The following is a 15,876-nucleotide window of genomic DNA, read 5'->3' on the forward strand; positions in this document are numbered from 1 at the left end:
TCCTCCGTCAGCCCGTCGGCACCGGGACGGCGGCGTCCCGGAGCGTCCGGCGGGTGGTGGCCGACAGGCACAGCAGCGGGCGGGCTCCGTCGAGGCCCAGCTCGCGCAGCCGACCGGCCAGCGGGTGGGCCGACCCCGGCTCGACGGCCAGCCGCAACGACGGCGCCGCGTGCAGCCGGGCCCGCCCGCGGGCGCGTACGTGGGACCGCAGCACCGCGCCGGCCTCCCGGGCGTAGCCGACCAGGCCGGGATCGTTCAGCGGCAGGCCGGGACCGAGCCGCCCGCGCAGGGTGAGGATCCGGTCGGCGGCGAGATGCGCGGACCGCGCGCTGAGCCGCAGCTCCACAGCCGTCAGGTACGTCTCGCCGCCCCACAGCCGCGCGCCCAGGGCCTGGACGACCGCGCTGTCGACCGCGGAGCCGACGAGGAAGGCGCCGGAGCGGCGCACGTCCGCGGCCCGCAGCAGGTCGGGAAGAGCGAGGCCCCGCCACGGCGGGCCGGGCTCCGGCGACCGGAACGGCCCCGGCACGACGACGCCGACCTGCAGCTCCGCGTAGTCGCCCACGCCGGTGCGCCGGTTCCGGGCGGCGTGCACGACGACCAGCGCCCGCCCCGCCACCCGTACGACGGGACCGAGCCCCGTGCCCTCCAGCAGCCCCGCCACCGCCGCCGGGCTGACGGCGAAGCAGGCCGTGAGCGCCTCGCCGTCGCGGCAAATGATCGGCAGCTCGACGACCCCTTCGGGCCTGTCGATCGACACGGCAGGGATGGGCGACCGCTCCGGCGCGGGCGGACGATCGAACAGCAGGTACGCCTGCGAGCGCACGACCCGCCCCCGGTACGGGGCGAGCCGCTGCTCGATGACGTCGCGGGCCTCGGGCAGGTCGTCGGTGAGGTTGGCGAGGTAGCGCTCGATGCTGTGGCACTGCGGGAACATGTGGGTGGAATCGCTGTAGTCCACCACGTACCAGTCGGGGTGCAGGTCGAAGCAGGTGCCGGCGCCCTGCCCGTCGAGGGTGGGGATGATGTCGTGCTGGTTGGTGACGCTGGCCACCCAGGTGCGCGGGTCGGCGGGGCGTTTGAAGTCGACGGGCGAGCCGACGGCGACGGCGTGCGTGACCGTGTGCCGGGCGCAGAAGGCGGGGTCCTGGGCCAGGTTCATGATCGCCGCCCCGCCCGCGCTGTGCCCGACGAGCGCCAGTTCGGCGCCCGGCGGCGGCCCGTAGTCGGCGACGGCCTGTGCCAGGGCGCGGCTGTAGGGGCTGGCGGCCAGCACGGCGCTGCTGAACGCGCCGAGCAGGTCCTGGGGCGACTCGCCGTCGGGACGCCCGAGGCGCATGCCCGGCGCGTGCAGGACGTGCCGGATCACGCCGTCCGGCCCCTCGACGCTCTGGAGGAGGGCCCGCCCGGTGGTGCCGATCGTGCTGATGTTGGACAGGAAGCCGAGCAGCGAGCCGCGCGCGCACAGCCGGGCGGACTCGGCCGCGCTCAGCTCGACCCGGCGCGCGGCGCCCTCCCCGACGTCGAGGACGGCGATCGCCCTGTTGCTCAGCCCGAGGAGCGGATCGGCGGTGGCGAAGCCCCTCCCCGTCGCGATGAGCCAGGCGGCGGCGTCGTTGAGCGGGTTCTCGTCCAGCAGCGCGCGCAGTGCCAGGACCTCGCCGAAGACCGGCGCGAGCTGGCTCAGCGCGCGCACCGCGCCACGGTCCTTGAGCAGGGCGCGCAGGGCCCGGACGGCCTCCACGTCGCGGTCGGCGGCGGCCGCCTCGATGAGCCGGGCGAGCATGGGGTCCTCGGTCAGCTCGGGATGGGCGACCGCCACCGCCGCCACGCGCAACCGCAACGACGTGGCCAGCACCCGTACGGCCAGGCTCTCGGCCCCCAGCAGGGCGCCGGCCTTGGCGGCCGCGGTCGCCAGCCGGCCCCCGGCGAACGAGTAGCCGAGGCCCCGGCCGTTCGTCGTGGCCCGCAGCAGCGCCCGATAGGCGGGCCGGGCCGCCGAGGGGGCGCGCGGCACGGCGCGCAGCAGCGCGTCGTCGGTCAGCGCGGCCGTGGCGTGCGACGCCGCGCCGTGGATGGCGACCGCGACGTCCACCAGCTCCCGGGCCAGGGCGCGCAGGGTCCCGGCGGCCGGATCGTCGTCGCCGGTCACGGCCGGGCCCGCCGGGACATGCTGACGAAGCGGGGGGCCGGGTCCTCGGGCGTGTTGCGGCGCAGCACGTCCGACAGCGTGCGCGTGGCCGCGATGACCCGCAGGCCCTGGGGGGAGAACGTGGCGGCGTTGAAGATCCGCGGCGCCAGCAGCGGGTTGGTGAGCGCCTGGGAGAAGGCGTCGATGGCGATGATCTTGGTCAGCAGTGGCGGCAGGATCGCGTCGGGGGAGCCGGGCTCCTCGGCGAACAGCCCGACGTACAGGTCGACGTCGTCGACGTCGCGGTAGAGGTCGCGCAGCGCGCCGCTGACCCGCCGGTCGCCGGTGATCTGCTCGAAGGCGCGCACCCGGGGGAAGCGGCAGTGCTCGCGGTAGCCGTTGTACGGGGCCAGGCCCAGCACCCGCGAGTCGGCGAGGCTGGCCACGTCGATCTCGCGCAGCACCGGGTCGGTGTTGAACAGGCCGATACGCCCGGCGCGCTGGCGGGAGGCGTCCTCGAACAGCCGCCCGAGCCCGGGTTCGGGGAGCAGCGAGCCGGCGAAGAAGGTCTCGGCCATCGGCAGCTCCCGCCCGGCCACCGACAGGCGGGACGGGACCAGGCTGTGCCAGCGGTAGACGAGGTTGAACTCCACGGAGGCCCAGTTCTGCCGGTGCCAGGCCGCGCGGTCGAGCCGCGTGGACAGCCACGGGTCGAGGGCGAACCGGAAGTGGTAGGGGGTGATGTGGTTGATGTACTCCTCGACGACCAGTTTGATCAGCAGCACGATGAGGACGTTACGGGCGGTCTGGAACAGCCGTTCGTCGTCCCAGCGCGGATTCTCCCGGGCCAGCAGCCGCGCCACCCTGTTGTGCTCGCGCAGGAACAGCACCGTCAGCATGGTGAAGCCGATCTGGCCGTTGCCCCGGTCGCTGCCGGTGGCGAACAGCGTGTCGCGCCGGGCGTCGGAGAGCTGGTCGAAGCGGATGACGCGCAGCGGGGCGAACTCCGGCTTGATCTTGCCGTTCGCGCACAGGTAGGGCGGGAACTCGCCGCCGCCGAGCGACTGGCTCTTGAGCAGCCCGCCGTCGAAGGCGCGCAGCGCGGCCGTCGCGGCCTCGTCGAGGCCGTACACCTGGTTGAGGTCGATGTGATGGTTGGAGCTGTTCTTGCGCGGGTCGCGCGGGACGTTGACGTCGCCGCGCAGGAAGCCGTCGGTGAACCACTGGGCGAAGTACGCGAAGAGCACCGTGGAACGCGGGCACGGGATCATGGACTCGCCGCGGGCGAACAGGTCGGCGGCTCGCTCCGGCGTGGGCAGCCGATCTTCGGCGACGGCGACCGGAGGCAGGTGCCTGCCGCTGTAGGTGCGGTCGGTCAGGGAGGCCCACGAGGTGTAGTCGGCCATGGTGCTCAGCGGCTCGGGGCGCGGCGGCATCTCGCGGATCGCGTGGTCGATCAGCGAGGCGTTGATCCGGCGCCGCACCGGACGGCTGCTCTGCAGCAGGTCCCAGAGGGGCCGGCCGTGGGTCAGGGCCAGGAACCTGAGCCGGTTGGACAGGCCGTCCGTGGCGATGCTGCGTGCTCGGCTCGCCATCGTCAGCCTTCCCGGACGCCGGCGCCGAGCCCGAGCGCGAAGGCGTCGGGGAAGATCCCGAGTGACCGCTCCACCCGGCCCTGCGGCGGCGGCAGCAGCCGCACGCCCGGACGCAGCAGCAGCCGGCGCACGGTCTCGGCGATCACCACTTCGGCCACGTGCACGCCCAGGCAGGCGTGATGACCCGAGCCGAAGAACAGCCGATGGTGACGGGGACGGTCGAGGCGGAACTCGCCGGGATCCGGCACCACGGCCGCGTCGAACATGGCGGAGGCCGGCGCCGCGAGCACGAACGTGCCCGCCGGGATCACCGTGCTGCGCGGCGTGCCGGCGGCCAGCACGTGGTCGCGCTCGCACAGCCGGGGAAGCAGCTTGAAGAACGGGCTGAACCGCAGCGCCTCCCAGACGTACGGGTCGAACCTCTCGGGATCGCCCGCGACGGCCGTGGCCTCGGCCAGCACCCGCGGGCGCAGCAGGAGCTGCTCGACCGCCTCGGCCATGGCCCCCGGCGCGCTCTCCACGAAGCCCAGCGGCAGCCCGGCCATGTTGATCACGATGCGGTCGTCGGGGACGGCGGGCAGGGACGCCCGGACCAGGCGGGCGAAGACGTCGTCGGGCAGGTCCCGGCCGGCGCGCAGCGTGGCCCGGTGCTCGGCGAGCAGGTCACGCAGGTACCCGACCAGCTCGGCGCCCGCCTTGACGGACGCCGCCTGGAGCTCGGGGTCGCCGAGGAAGTTGGCGAAGCCGTCGGCGACGATGGCCCGCGTCCAGTGGCCCAGGGTCCGCGGGGCGGGGCCGGGAACGCCGAAATACCGCGCGCACACGCCGAGGGCGACCGGGCGGAACAGCCCTTCGACCGCCTCCAGCCGCCCGCCCGGCTCGGCGGCGTCGAGCAGCTCGTCGGCCAGGCGGCCGGTCAGCTCGCGCACGCCGGCCGCGTCCTCCGGGGCGAGCATGAGCTGCATCAGGCCCTTCTCCCGCCAGTTCATCGGCGTGGCGTCCCGGCCCAGCATGAACGGGGCGCCCAGCGCGGCGTCGAGGCGGGGACCGAAGGCGCGTACGGAGAAGACCTGCTCGTGGGCGAGCACCTCGATCACGTCGGCGAAGCGGGTGACGACCGTGAAGGCGGGCGTGACGAAGACCGGACGCCGCTCGCGCAGCTCGGCGAACAGGCTCCGCCAGTCGGTCCGCATCCACTCCCGGACCAGGCCGAACGCCGATATCGGGTCTTCAGCCAGCGCCTGGTCGTACCTCTCCAGATAGCCGCCCGTGGTCGCCTGATCGACAGCACCCATTCCGTGGACCTTCCGCCTGATATCGGAGCGCACAGGGATGATCACTTTGCGCAATCACAATCTAGGGAGGCGTCACACCCTTTCTTCATGACAATCGAGTGCATTGTTTTGGTGCCTCACGGTAATTACTCCGTCACTGTCAGGACATTGCCGCAGTCCATGGGCCTGGTCATTGAATAAGGAGCCTGATCGACCCGTACCGCTCATGGGAGGAAACGTGACGTCACCCCTGCCGCAGCCGGGCACGGCGGAGACGGTGACGGTCACCACCGGCCGCCGCACCGCCTATCTGGTCGTCCTGGTCGTCCTGCCCGTGCTGCTGCTGGCCCTCGCGGTGCCGGCGGCCTGGGGCTGGGGCATCGGCCCGCGCGACCTGGCCATCGCGGTCGTGATGTACCTGGTGAGCATCTTCGGCATCGCCATCGGCTACCACCGCCTGTTCACCCACCGCGCCTTCAGGGCCAACCGGGCGCTGCGGATCGCGCTCATGCTGGCCGGCGGCATGGCCGTCGAGGGCCCCCTCACCCTGTGGGCCGCCGAGCACCGCCGCCACCACAAGTACGCCGACCGCGAGGGCGACCCGCACTCGCCGTGGCGCTACGGCGACAGCGGCCCGGCCCTGCTGCGCGGCATGCTGCACGCCCACGTCGGCTGGTTCTACACGGCCCGCCGGCGCTCCAGCCGCCGCCACTGGGTGCCCGACCTGCTGGCCGATGCGGACGTGCGCCGTTTCGACGCCGCCTACCCGGCGGTCGTGCTGCTGTCGTTCGCGCTTCCGGCCGCGGCCGGCGGGCTCTGGTCGATGTCCTGGGCGGGCGCGTGGAGCGGGCTCCTGTGGGGCGGCCTGGTCCGCTACGCCGTCGTGCACCACGTCACCTGGTCGGTGAACTCGATCGCCCACACCTTCGGCGACCGCCCGTTCCGCACCAGGGACCGGTCGTCCAACGTGTGGTGGGTGGCGATGCTGACGCTCGGCGAGGGCTGGCACAACTGGCACCACGTCGACCCCACCTGCGCCCGGCACGGCGTGCTCAAGGGCCAGCTCGACCCGAGCGCGCGGCTGATCCGCTGGTTCGAGCGGGCGGGCTGGGCCCACGCCGTGCGCTGGCCGGCCCCCGATCGCCTCACCTCCCGCCGCGCCGAGCGCGTCCCCGGCTCCTCGGGCTGACACGGGCGGCCGGGATACCGCGACGCGCCACCTCCGTATGGGACGATGGAGCCAGTCAGGTCGCTTCAGCCTTCCTCCCACGAGCACCACGTCGGAGAGGACGGTCATGGAGATCACGCCGCAGGCGGTCGTCATCCCGAAGGAGACCGATCACCTGGAGCAGGGCAAGTACGGCCCCGTCTTCCCGCGCGGCCCCGCCTGTTACGGATTCACCGTCATCGCCCGGGTCAAGCCCGGCCGGGCCGACGCCATCCGGGGCTACGGCGACACGCTCGCCGAGGCGCTGCGGGACGACCCCGGCCTGCTGGCTCCCCTGAAACTGCACTATCTGCGCTGGGTGCTGTTCGACGACGACACCCGCTTCATGTACCAGGGGATCTTCGACACCGACTTCGACAAGTACACCGAAGACGCCATCGCGCTGTTCACCAGGGCGGGGGTGAACACGGTCTTCGAGAACCTCGAAGGTTTCCCCGAGGACTGGAAGACCAACCCCGAGGCGTTCGTCCGGTTCGTCCGCGAGCATCACTGCCCCAGCTTCATCGAGTACGGCGAGTACCCGTACGTCACCGCCGACGAGATCAAGAAGGCGCTGCGGATCAAGAGCGCTCTGTCGGACATGCTCGACCAGTTGCAGTGACGGCCCAGGACGGCGCGGGAGATCAGATGAGTGAGCCGAAGACGGCGCGCACCTACAACCAGGACCACGTGCCGCGCCCGTACGCCCCCGGCCGGCGGCGGGTGAGCATCTACGTCGCGTGGAGCTATCCGGCCGAGGCCGGCCGGGACGTCACCGGGCTGGACAACCGGTTCTCCACGATGACCGAGGTGCGCCGCGTGCAGTGGCCGGCCTACGAGGACCCGCAGTGGTCCGACCCCATGCGCTTCCAGCAGGGCATCGCGGGCGGCCTGGAACTGTTCTTCTGGGGCTGGCTGCCCTTCCAGCGGTTCGTCCACGAGGTCACCGGGTACCCGGTGCCGGTGTACCAGCGCGTCGACCAGGCCGGGTTCCACACCCCGCTGGACGAGCGGGTGCTGGCCGACACCGACACCCTGTTCGTGTGGGGGCTGGACCACATGATCACGGCACAGGAGGCCACGGCCGCCGAGATCGAGGCGGTGCGCGACTTCCTCACCCGCGAAGGGACCTGCCTGGCCCTCGGGCCGCACCATGACGTCGGCGCGACCGGCGACCTGGCGGTCCGCGACGTCGAGTACCACCACCACGGCGACGCGCTCGTGCCCCGCCAGCAGCGGTTCGGCGGGTACACCCGGTCGCTGATGGCGGGCCTGGGGGTGCCGGTGGAGAACCGGTACGGGCTGCGTCCCGCCGTGATGGGAACCGGGCAGAACGCCCCGCTGACCATCGCCAGGGACCTGGACGCCAAGGGGTGGCTCGAAGGGGTGTCCCACTTCAACTTCCACATGCACCTGCCCCACTACGCCGTGACCACCGACGACCCGGACGCCGTCCGGGTGCTGGGCCGGCAGCCGATCGACCTGACCCGGCCGACGCACCCGTTCGTCGAGGCCGGGAACACCGAGTTCAACATGTTCCTGTGGCTGCCCCCGCGCGGCGACCGGGCCGGGGACGTGATCCTCGCCGACTCCACGATCTTCAGCTCGCTGTTCGGCGTGGACGAGAGCCTGCGCGCCTTCTGGAACAACCTCGTCAGAGCCACGTGAGCGGCATCCGGTGAACGAACACACTCCGGCCACGCTCGACCTGGACGACATCCAACGCGGGGTGCTCAGCGCGCGGCCGACCCCGTACGCGGCGACGTACCTGCTGTTCCGCATCGACGACCGCGCCCAGGGCCGGGAGCTGATGCGGCGAGTGAGCGCCGTGGTGACCTCCGCGGCCGACCCGGTGAGCCCGCTGGGGGAGACGTGGGTCAGCGTCGCGCTCACCTACCAGGGGCTGAAGGCCCTCGGCGTGCCGCAGGCCTCGCTGGACACGTTCGCGTGGGAGTTCCGGCAGGGCATGGCCGCCCGCGCCGCCGCCCTGGGGGACACCGGGGACAGCGGACCCGACCGCTGGGAGCGTCCGCTCGGCACCCCGGACGTGCACGTGGTGCTGGCGGCGCTCGCGCCCGACAACGCGCGCCTGCAGGCCGCGATCGAACGCGCCCGCCCCGCCTACGACGCACTGCCGGGCGTGACGGCCGTCTGGCGGCAGAACTGCCACGCCCTGCCCACCGAGACCGAGCCCTTCGGCTACCGCGACGGCGTCAGCCATCCCGCCGTCGAGGGCAGCGGCATCGCCGGGTCCAACCCCCTGGAGACGCCGCTCAAGGCAGGCGAGTTCGTGCTCGGCCGGCCCGACGAGCTGGGTGGCGTCCAGGCACCCCAGCCCGACGAGCTGGGGCGCAACGGCACCTACGTGGCCATCCGCAAGCTGCACCAGCGGGTCGCGCTGTTCCGTCGCTACCTCAGGGACAACGCCACCGATCCGCAGGACGAGGAGTTGCTGGCCGCGAAGATCATGGGTCGCTGGCGCAGCGGCGCGCCGCTGGCGCTCAGCCCGCTGCACGACGACCCCGCCCTCGGCGCCGACGCCGCCCGCCGCAGCGCCTTCCTGTACCGGCAGGACGACCCCGCCGGCTTCACCACTCCCGGCGGCTGCCACATCCGCCGGGCCAACCCCAGGGACGCGGCGGTGGCCGGCGTCCCGAGGCTGCACCGCATGATCAGGCGCGGCACGGTCTACGGGCCGCCGCTGCCCGACGGCGTCCTGGACGACGACGGCGCCGACCGGGGGCTGATGTTCGCCTTCGTCGGAGCCCATCTCGGGCGGCAGTTCGAGTTCGTCCAGACCGAATGGCTGAACGACGGCGTCTTCTTCGGCGGGGGCCCGGCCAGGGATCCCCTGACCGGCTCCGCCGACGGCTCCGGCGACTTCACCGTCCCCCGGCGTCCCGTACGGCGGCGCCTGGAGTCCCTGCCCCGGTTCGTCGTCACCCGCGGCGGCGAGTACGGCTTCATGCCGAGCCTGACCGCCCTGCGCTGGCTCGGCGACCTCGCCGGCTGAACGTTCACCGGCCCAGGTCGTCCCACTCCTGGAGCAGGTGGGACGTGGCGGCGGCGGGGGCCGTGAACGACCAGCGGCCCGGCGGCAGGTCGAGGGCGCAGCCGCCGTCGGCCAGCCTGGTGGTCGGAAGCTGCTCGTTCAGGCCCATGAGGAAGGTGCCGTTGACGGTCATCCCGTCCCAGGCGCCGCGTACGGGCAGCACCGCGCGGGCGGTCACGCCCTCCGGGACGGCGAAGGTGAACTGCACCCCGTCGGGCCCGGCCCGCCAGCCCGACTCGACGGCCCCCGACGCGCTCGCGTAGCGGGCGTGCGCCTGCCGCAGCAGCGGGACGGGCCCCGGACGCAGCAGCAGCTCGCCGAACCCGCCGCCCGTCCCGCGCGGGTCGTCGCCCAGGCCGGCGACGTGCCGGAACAGCCAGTCGCCCACGCAGCCGTAGGCGTAGTGGTTGAAGGAGTTCATGGACGGCGTCTGCAGGCCGTACCGGTGGTGCCAGGCGTCCCAGCGTTCCCACATGGTCGTCGCCCCGGCGCGGAGCTGGTAGCGCCACGACGGGTAACCCTCCTGGTTGAAGATCCGGCATGCCAGGTCGTGGTGGCCGGTCTCCGACAACACGGGCAGCAGCAGGGGGGTGCCGACGAAGCCCGTCATGAGCCGGTGCCCGTCGGCGCGGACCAGCTCGGCCAGCGCCCGCGCCGCCGCGGCGCGGTCCTCCGGCCGGACGAGATCCCAGGCCAGGGCGACGGCGTAACCGGTCTGCGTCTGCGTGCGCAGCCTCGGGCCGTCGAGGAAGGCCCGGCGGAAGGCGTCCGACACGCGGGCGGCGGCCTCGTCGTACTCGGGGGCGTGCGGCTCGCCGAGCACGGCGGCCGCGTGCGCGATCAGGCGGAGGCTGCGGGCCAGCGCGGCGGTGGCGATGAGGCTTCTGGGCGTCTCCACCGTGCCGGGGGCCAGCCAGTCGCCCAGCGCCCGGCCCGGCCTGAGGCCGTCGTCGGACTGCGCCAGGCAGTAGGCGGCCCACCGCCGCATCGGGTCGTACGCGCGGCGCAACGTGCGGTCGTCGCCGTAGCGCCGCCACAGCAGCCACGGCACCTCGACCAGCGCGTCGGACCAGACGGGGGAGTCGTAACCGTACTCGGGCAGCACCGGCGCGACGTGCGGGACGGCGCCGTCGGCCCGCTGCCCGTCGATCAGCGTCGTCACCCAGCCGGACAGGAACGCCTGCGTGTGCCGCAGGAAGCTGAGCGTCGAGCCGAACACCGAGATGTCGGCCGTCCAGCCGGTCCGCTCGTCGCGCTGGGGGCAGTCGGTCGGCACGCTGACCAGGTTGCCGTCCGCCGACGCGCCGATGTTGGCGACGAGCTGCCGCACGGCGGGATCGCTCACGGTCAGCGAGCCGGTGACGGCGAGCGCGGACGACAGCAGCACCGCCTCCAGGTCGTCCGGCCTCAGCGCGCCCGGCCAGCCGGTGACCTCCGCGTAGCGGAACCCGTGCAGGGTGAAGGCGGGCTCCACGACGTGTGATCCGGCGTCGAGGACGAACTCGTCACGCTGGTCGGCGGTGCGCAGGTTGTCGGTGTAGAGCCGCCCGGTCGCGGTCAGCTCCTCCCCGTGCCGGACGACGATCCGCACGGGCCCCGGCGCGTCCACGCGCAGCCGGACGCGACCGACGACGTTCCGCCCGAAGTCGGCCACCTGCACGCCCGGCGCGGGCTCGGTCACCGACACGGCGGGCACCGTGCCGATCACCCGGACCGGGGGAGCGGGGTCGGCCTCCACCAGGATCTCCGGCGCGGCGGTCGTCCCGGCCGGGCCGGTCCCCACGGCGGGCGCCTGGACGGTCTCGCCCATCACCAGGTCGGCGCGCGGGCGGCCGAGGTCCCGCCGGGTCCAGGCGGCGTCCGTGGCGAACACGCGGCGCGGGCCGTCGTCGTCCCGTACGAGCACCTGGGCGCTGACGGCGGGCCGGTCACCGTAGCGGCGCGGGCCGCCGCCGGCGACGTGACCGGCGTACCAGCCGGGAGCCAGCCACAGCTCCAGCTCGTTCTCGCCGGGCACCAGCAGGTCCGTGAGCTCCAGCAGCCGGTAGCGCGTGCGGTGGCCGTAGTCGGTCCAGCCGGGGGCCAGCTCCTCCTCGCCCAGCCGCGCGCCGTTGAGCAGCGCCCGGTAGACGCCGAGCGCGGTGGCGGCCAGCCAGGCGCGGCCCGGGGCGGGTCGCCAGGCGAACGTCCCGCGCAGGCTCACCCCGGCCTCGGGATCGCCCGGCAGCCAGGGGGCGTCCCATGCGCCGCGCGCCCGCAGGCCCGTGGTGAACGCCCCCGCCGCCAGCCCCTCCACCTCCCACGCGTACGGCGTCAGCGGCGTCAGCAGCTCGTCCGGCACGTCCACGCCGTGCGATCCGGCGGGCACGGAGGACCGCCACACCTCGCGCCCGTCCGCGGACAGCACCACGGTGGCCGCCGCGGCCGTCCGGGCGTCCCACGACAGGCGGGGCGACGGCTCGTCCACGCCCACCGGATCCGCCAGACCGCACGTCAGGCCCGCCCGCGCACCGGGCGGAGCCGGCCGGATGTAGGGCGTCTGCGCGCCCGAGACCTGCACGTCGAGCACCCCCGAGTCCCGGTTCACGCATCGAGCCCGGTGGTGAAGGCGTTGTGCAGGCCGTCGACGTCGACGCCGGACAGGCTCGGCGCCATCACGTTGATCAGCAGCACGAAGCACGCGTCCTGCTCCGGGTACATCCACCACTGGCAGCCCGAGGCGCCGCCGTGCCCGTACAGCCGCCGTTCCAGCAGCCCGGGGGCCGAGTGGCGCAGGTTCCAGGTGAGCCCCCAGTCCTGCCCGGCGTTGACCGGGTCGGGCTGCAGCTTGACCAGGCCCGTCGTCTGCGGGGTCGTCATGGCGGCCAGGGTGGTCGGATGGATCAGCGCGCGGTCGCCGCGCAGCAGCGCCCCGCCCAGCGCCAGCAGGTCCTCGGCGCGGGAGAACAGCGCGCCCGCCGGATGGCGGAGCCGGACGAACGCGTCGAAGTCGAAGCCGGGCCCGAGCAGTTCGAGGCCGTGCACCTCGGCCGCCTCGCACGCCGGGTCGAAGGTGATCCGCCCGCCGCCCGGCACCAGCGCGTTCAGGTCGGAGTCGACCAGCTCGGCCACGTCGCGGCCGGTGACGTCGCGGACCATCTCCGCGATCCCGGCGAAGGCCAGGTTGGAGTAGTGGCTGAGGGTGCCCGCCTCGAACAGCGACGGCGCGGTGAGGAGGTGCTCCACCAGGTCGTCGGGCGTCAGCGTCTGCTCGGCGATGCCGCCGGTGTGGGTCAGCAGGTGCCAGAGCGTCACGTCGGGCCGGGCGAAGTTCGGCAGCACGTCCCGCAGCGGGCGGCGCAGCGACAGCAGCCCGCGCTCGACCTGGCGCAGGGCCAGCAGGCCCATCAGCGGCTTGGTCACCGAGAACAGCGCGAAGTGGTCGTCGGTCCTGGTCCCGCGGCCGTCGTGGGTGCCGAACGCCTCCAGCACCTGGATCCCGTCGGAGGTCGCGGCGCCGAACACCGCGCACGGCAGCCGCCCCTCCTTGATCTCGCGCCTGACCCAGTCGAGCGCGATGTCGTGCGTGGTCATCCCTTCAGTGCACCTTCCGTGAGGCCGGCCAGGACGCGCTTCTGCGCGACGGCGTACACCGCCACCAGGGGCAGCGTGGTGAGCAGGACGTGGGCGAAGACGAGGTTCCAGTTCAGGCTCTGCAGAGTGCCGGAGGCGAACTGGAACAGGCTCAGCGGCAGCGTGGCGTTCGCGCTGCCCTGGAGCAGGAAGAGGGCGAAGAAGAAGTCGTTCCAGACGTTGATGATCAGGATCACGCCGCCGACGAACAGCACCGGCCGCAGCAGGGGCAGCAGGATGCGCACGAACACCTGCGGACGCGAGGCGCCGTCGATGGCCGCGGCCTGCTCCAGGTCCGGCGGGAACGCCCGGACGAACCCGGTGGCCAGGAAGATCACCACGCCCAGGCGGCAGCCGGTCATCGTCAGCACGTAGCCGAGCGAGCCGCCGTCCAGCGACAGGGCGCGCAGCAGGTAGACGGTCGGGATGATGGACGGCGGCAGCAGGATCGACAACCCCATCACGAAGTAGGCGGCCTGCAGCCACCGCGACCGGCTGCGCCCGAACGCCCACGCCGCCGCCGCGCCGAGCAGCACCACCGCGATCACGATCGGGACGGTCACCTTGAGGCTGTTGAGCAGCCCGGTCAGGTAGCCGCCCCGGTCGAGCACGATGCCGTAGTTCTCGGCGATCGCCCACGTCCTGGGCAGGCCGAGGCCCAGCTCGGCGGCCTCGCCCGCGGGCTTGAAGGAGTTGACGACCACCAGCCAGACGGGCACGAGCACCCACGGGACCGCGAAGATCGTCAGCGCCGCGTACTTCAGCGCCGCTCTCATCCCGTCACCTCCCTGCGCCGCAGCCACCACACCAGGGGCACGGCCGTCGCGATCACCAGCAGCGTCACGGTGAAGCCCAGCGCGCTGGCCGAGCCGAAGAAGCCCTGGCCCCATTGCTGGCGCATCACCACGTTCAGGGCCCGCGTGTGGTCGCCGGGGCCGCCGCCGGTGGTGGCGGCGATCACGTCGTACGCGCTGAGCGCGCCCACCAGCGTGACGGCCACGTTGAAGGTCAGCGCGGGGGCGAGCATCGGGAACACCACCCGCCGCAGCCGGGTCCACGGGCCGGCGCCGTCCACGGTCGCCGACTCCAGCAGCGACTTCGGGATGGAGTTGAGGCCCGCGATGTAGACCAGGGTGATCAGCCCGCTCCACTTCCACGCGTCGATGAAGGCGACCACCACCAGCGCGGTGGACGGTTCGCCCAGCCACGCCCACTCGATGCCGAGGAAGGAGTTGATCGCCCCGTCGGGGGCCAGCAGCCCGCGCCAGATGTACCCGGCGGCCAGCGGCGAGATGAGCGTCGGCAGGAAGAACGCCGAGCGGAAGACGGTGTTGATGCCGCTGGTCCGCTGGAGGGCCAGGGCCAGGGTGAGGCTGACGGTGTTCTGGATCGCCATGCACAGGATCGCGTACAGCACGGTCACGGTGACCGCGTTGGCCAGCAGGTCCTGGTCGATCAGCGTGCGGACGTTCTCCAGCCCGTTCCAGGTGATCTCGGCCCGGAAGCTCGTCCAGGAGGAGAACGCGAACCGCACGTTGAGCAGGAACGGGGCGACGAAGAAGACCGTGACCAGCACGATCGCGGGCAGCGCCCACGGCAGCCAGGCCGCCCTGTTCCGCATCACCATCCGGGCAGCCCTGCCGCCTTGGCCGCCTGCTCGACCTGGCCCTGGAGCTGGGTCGCCGCCTTCTGCGGGTCCTTCTGGCCGGCGATCAGCTCGGACATGAGCTGGGCCAGCCCGCCCATGCCGGGGATGTCGGAGTTGAAGGCGATGACGGCGCCGGTGTCGTACGCCTTCTTGACGTCCTGCAGCACGGAGGAGACGCCCTGCGGATCGGGCACGCCCTTGAGCACCGGGAAGGTCTTGGCCGCGGCGACGTACTCGGCGTAGGCCGGGCCGGTCATGAAGCGCACGAAGTCGAGCGCGGCCTTCTCCCGCGCCGGATCACCGGTCTTGGGCAGGTAGAACGTGCCGATCGGGCCGGGCGCGTAGGTCACCAGCGGCTTGTCGCTGGACAGGCCGACGAAGCCGACGGACTCGTCCACGGTCTTCTGGTCGCCGCCGGCGGCCGCGAGCAGGGCCGGGAGCATGTCGGAGTGCTGGGCGACCATGGCGGCCTCGCCGGTCACCAGGGCCTTCATCGAGTCCTCGAACTTGGCGGTGACGATGTCCTTGTTGAAGCAGCCGTCGGCCTTCAGCTTGGCGTAGGCGGTCAGCCCGGCGACGAAGGGCGAGCCGGGGTCGGCCAGCGTGCTGGTGTGGCCGGCGATGGCCTTGCCGTAGGCGTTGGCCTGGTTGGCGCCGGCCAGGTAGAGGATGGGCAGGATCTGCACGGGCCAGATCGAGCCGCCCGACTCGAAGACCGGCGTGACGCCGGCGGCCTTGAGCTTGGGGCAGGCGGCGGCCAGCTCGGTGAAGTTCGCCGGCGGGGTCAGCCCGGCCTTGGTGAAGACCTTCTTGTTGTAGTAGAGGCCGAAGACCTGGGGGAAGCCGGTGATGGCAGCGTAGACCTTGCCGCCCACGGCCCCGGCGGCCTGGTAGAGGTCGCCGGACCGGGCGATGTACGCCTCGCCGGTCAGGTCGCGCAGGTTCTCGGCCGGGTTGAGGGCGAGCAGGCCGCTCACCGTCGCGTGGTACTCCAGGACGTCCGGGCGCTCGCCGGTGGCCCACTTGGTCTGGGTGGTGTCCTCGAAACCGTCGGACGGGATGGACACGAGCTCGATCTTGTGGCCGGACTGCTTCTCGAACTTCTTGTACATCTCCAGCAGCGGCGCCGGGTCCGCGCTGTTGTGCCAGAGGGTCAGCTTCACCTGACCGGTCCCCTCGGGGGCGGAGGATCCGCAGCCGGAGAGGGACAGGGCGAGGACGGCGCCTATCGCCGCGCCGAGCGGACGAGTTGGTGCTCTCACGCTCGTGCTCCTGTTCATGAGGGGGAGAATGTGTAGAACGTTCTACGGCAAGATCGAAACCTCCGTCAAGGGGTGGACCTGAGCAGTGGTGGCGG

12 protein-coding genes are annotated in these 15,876 nt (G+C 72.9%); 4 read left to right on the forward strand and 8 right to left on the reverse strand.

The genetic code is table 11. The features are described from left to right. Window positions 1-7 precede the first annotated feature (7 nt). From ACFYUV_RS06135 to ACFYUV_RS06145, 3 genes are read right to left on the reverse strand one after another with little or no spacing between them, the layout of a single operon-like run. On the reverse strand, window positions 8-2,152 hold the full coding sequence (locus ACFYUV_RS06135; protein ID WP_387665513.1) for a hypothetical protein: 2,145 nt from the start codon (window positions 2,150-2,152) through the stop codon (window positions 8-10). Beyond that, entirely contained in the window at window positions 2,149-3,726 is a 1,578-nt protein-coding gene (locus tag ACFYUV_RS06140) for a peroxidase family protein (RefSeq protein ID WP_387665516.1), read from the reverse strand. The genes ACFYUV_RS06135 and ACFYUV_RS06140 overlap by 4 nt, the downstream gene beginning before the upstream one ends. 2 nt (window positions 3,727-3,728) lie before the next feature. Beyond that, window positions 3,729-5,021, reverse strand: a complete 1,293-nt coding sequence (locus tag ACFYUV_RS06145; RefSeq protein ID WP_387665518.1) for a cytochrome P450 — start codon at window positions 5,019-5,021, stop codon at window positions 3,729-3,731. 217 nt (window positions 5,022-5,238) lie between these two features. Here ACFYUV_RS06145 and ACFYUV_RS06150 point away from each other — a divergent pair, with 217 nt between their 5' ends. The 4 genes from ACFYUV_RS06150 (at window position 5,239) to ACFYUV_RS06165 (ending at window position 9,220) form a co-directional block, all read left to right on the forward strand. Next, window positions 5,239-6,189: an acyl-CoA desaturase gene (locus ACFYUV_RS06150; protein WP_387665520.1), complete on the forward strand. Its 951-nt coding sequence runs from the start codon at window positions 5,239-5,241 to the stop codon at window positions 6,187-6,189. Window positions 6,190-6,295: 106 nt separating this feature from the next. Next, entirely contained in the window at window positions 6,296-6,829 is a 534-nt protein-coding gene (locus ACFYUV_RS06155) for a hypothetical protein (protein ID WP_387665522.1), read from the forward strand. 26 nt (window positions 6,830-6,855) lie between these two features. Continuing rightward, window positions 6,856-7,875 (forward strand): hypothetical protein, encoded by a 1,020-nt coding sequence (locus ACFYUV_RS06160; RefSeq protein WP_387665524.1) that lies wholly within the window; start codon window positions 6,856-6,858, stop codon window positions 7,873-7,875. Between the two features lie 10 nt (window positions 7,876-7,885). Continuing rightward, the gene (locus ACFYUV_RS06165; RefSeq protein ID WP_387665527.1) at window positions 7,886-9,220 is read left to right on the forward strand and encodes a Dyp-type peroxidase; all 1,335 of its coding nucleotides are present in this window, start codon (window positions 7,886-7,888) and stop codon (window positions 9,218-9,220) included. Between the two features lie 4 nt (window positions 9,221-9,224). On the opposite strand, the gene ACFYUV_RS06170 is transcribed toward ACFYUV_RS06165, so the two are convergent. From ACFYUV_RS06170 to ACFYUV_RS06190, 5 genes are read right to left on the reverse strand one after another with little or no spacing between them, the layout of a single operon-like run. After that, window positions 9,225-11,846: a family 78 glycoside hydrolase catalytic domain gene (locus tag ACFYUV_RS06170; protein ID WP_387665529.1), complete on the reverse strand. Its 2,622-nt coding sequence runs from the start codon at window positions 11,844-11,846 to the stop codon at window positions 9,225-9,227. Further along, window positions 11,843-12,832, reverse strand: coding sequence for a serine hydrolase domain-containing protein (locus ACFYUV_RS06175; RefSeq protein WP_387665532.1), 990 nt, complete (start codon window positions 12,830-12,832; stop codon window positions 11,843-11,845). The genes ACFYUV_RS06170 and ACFYUV_RS06175 overlap by 4 nt, the downstream gene beginning before the upstream one ends. Beyond that, window positions 12,829-13,647, reverse strand: coding sequence for a carbohydrate ABC transporter permease (locus ACFYUV_RS06180; RefSeq protein ID WP_352365036.1), 819 nt, complete (start codon window positions 13,645-13,647; stop codon window positions 12,829-12,831). The genes ACFYUV_RS06175 and ACFYUV_RS06180 overlap by 4 nt, the downstream gene beginning before the upstream one ends. Then, the gene (locus ACFYUV_RS06185; RefSeq protein ID WP_358298191.1) at window positions 13,644-14,492 is read right to left on the reverse strand and encodes a sugar ABC transporter permease; all 849 of its coding nucleotides are present in this window, start codon (window positions 14,490-14,492) and stop codon (window positions 13,644-13,646) included. Before ACFYUV_RS06185 ends, ACFYUV_RS06180 begins: the two co-directional genes overlap by 4 nt. After that, window positions 14,492-15,781: an ABC transporter substrate-binding protein gene (locus tag ACFYUV_RS06190; RefSeq protein WP_387665536.1), complete on the reverse strand. Its 1,290-nt coding sequence runs from the start codon at window positions 15,779-15,781 to the stop codon at window positions 14,492-14,494. The genes ACFYUV_RS06185 and ACFYUV_RS06190 overlap by 1 nt, the downstream gene beginning before the upstream one ends. Window positions 15,782-15,876 lie beyond the last annotated feature (95 nt).

Source organism: Nonomuraea sp. NPDC003560, from assembly GCF_042878785.1.
Taxonomy (GTDB): Bacteria; Actinomycetota; Actinomycetes; order Streptosporangiales; family Streptosporangiaceae; genus Nonomuraea.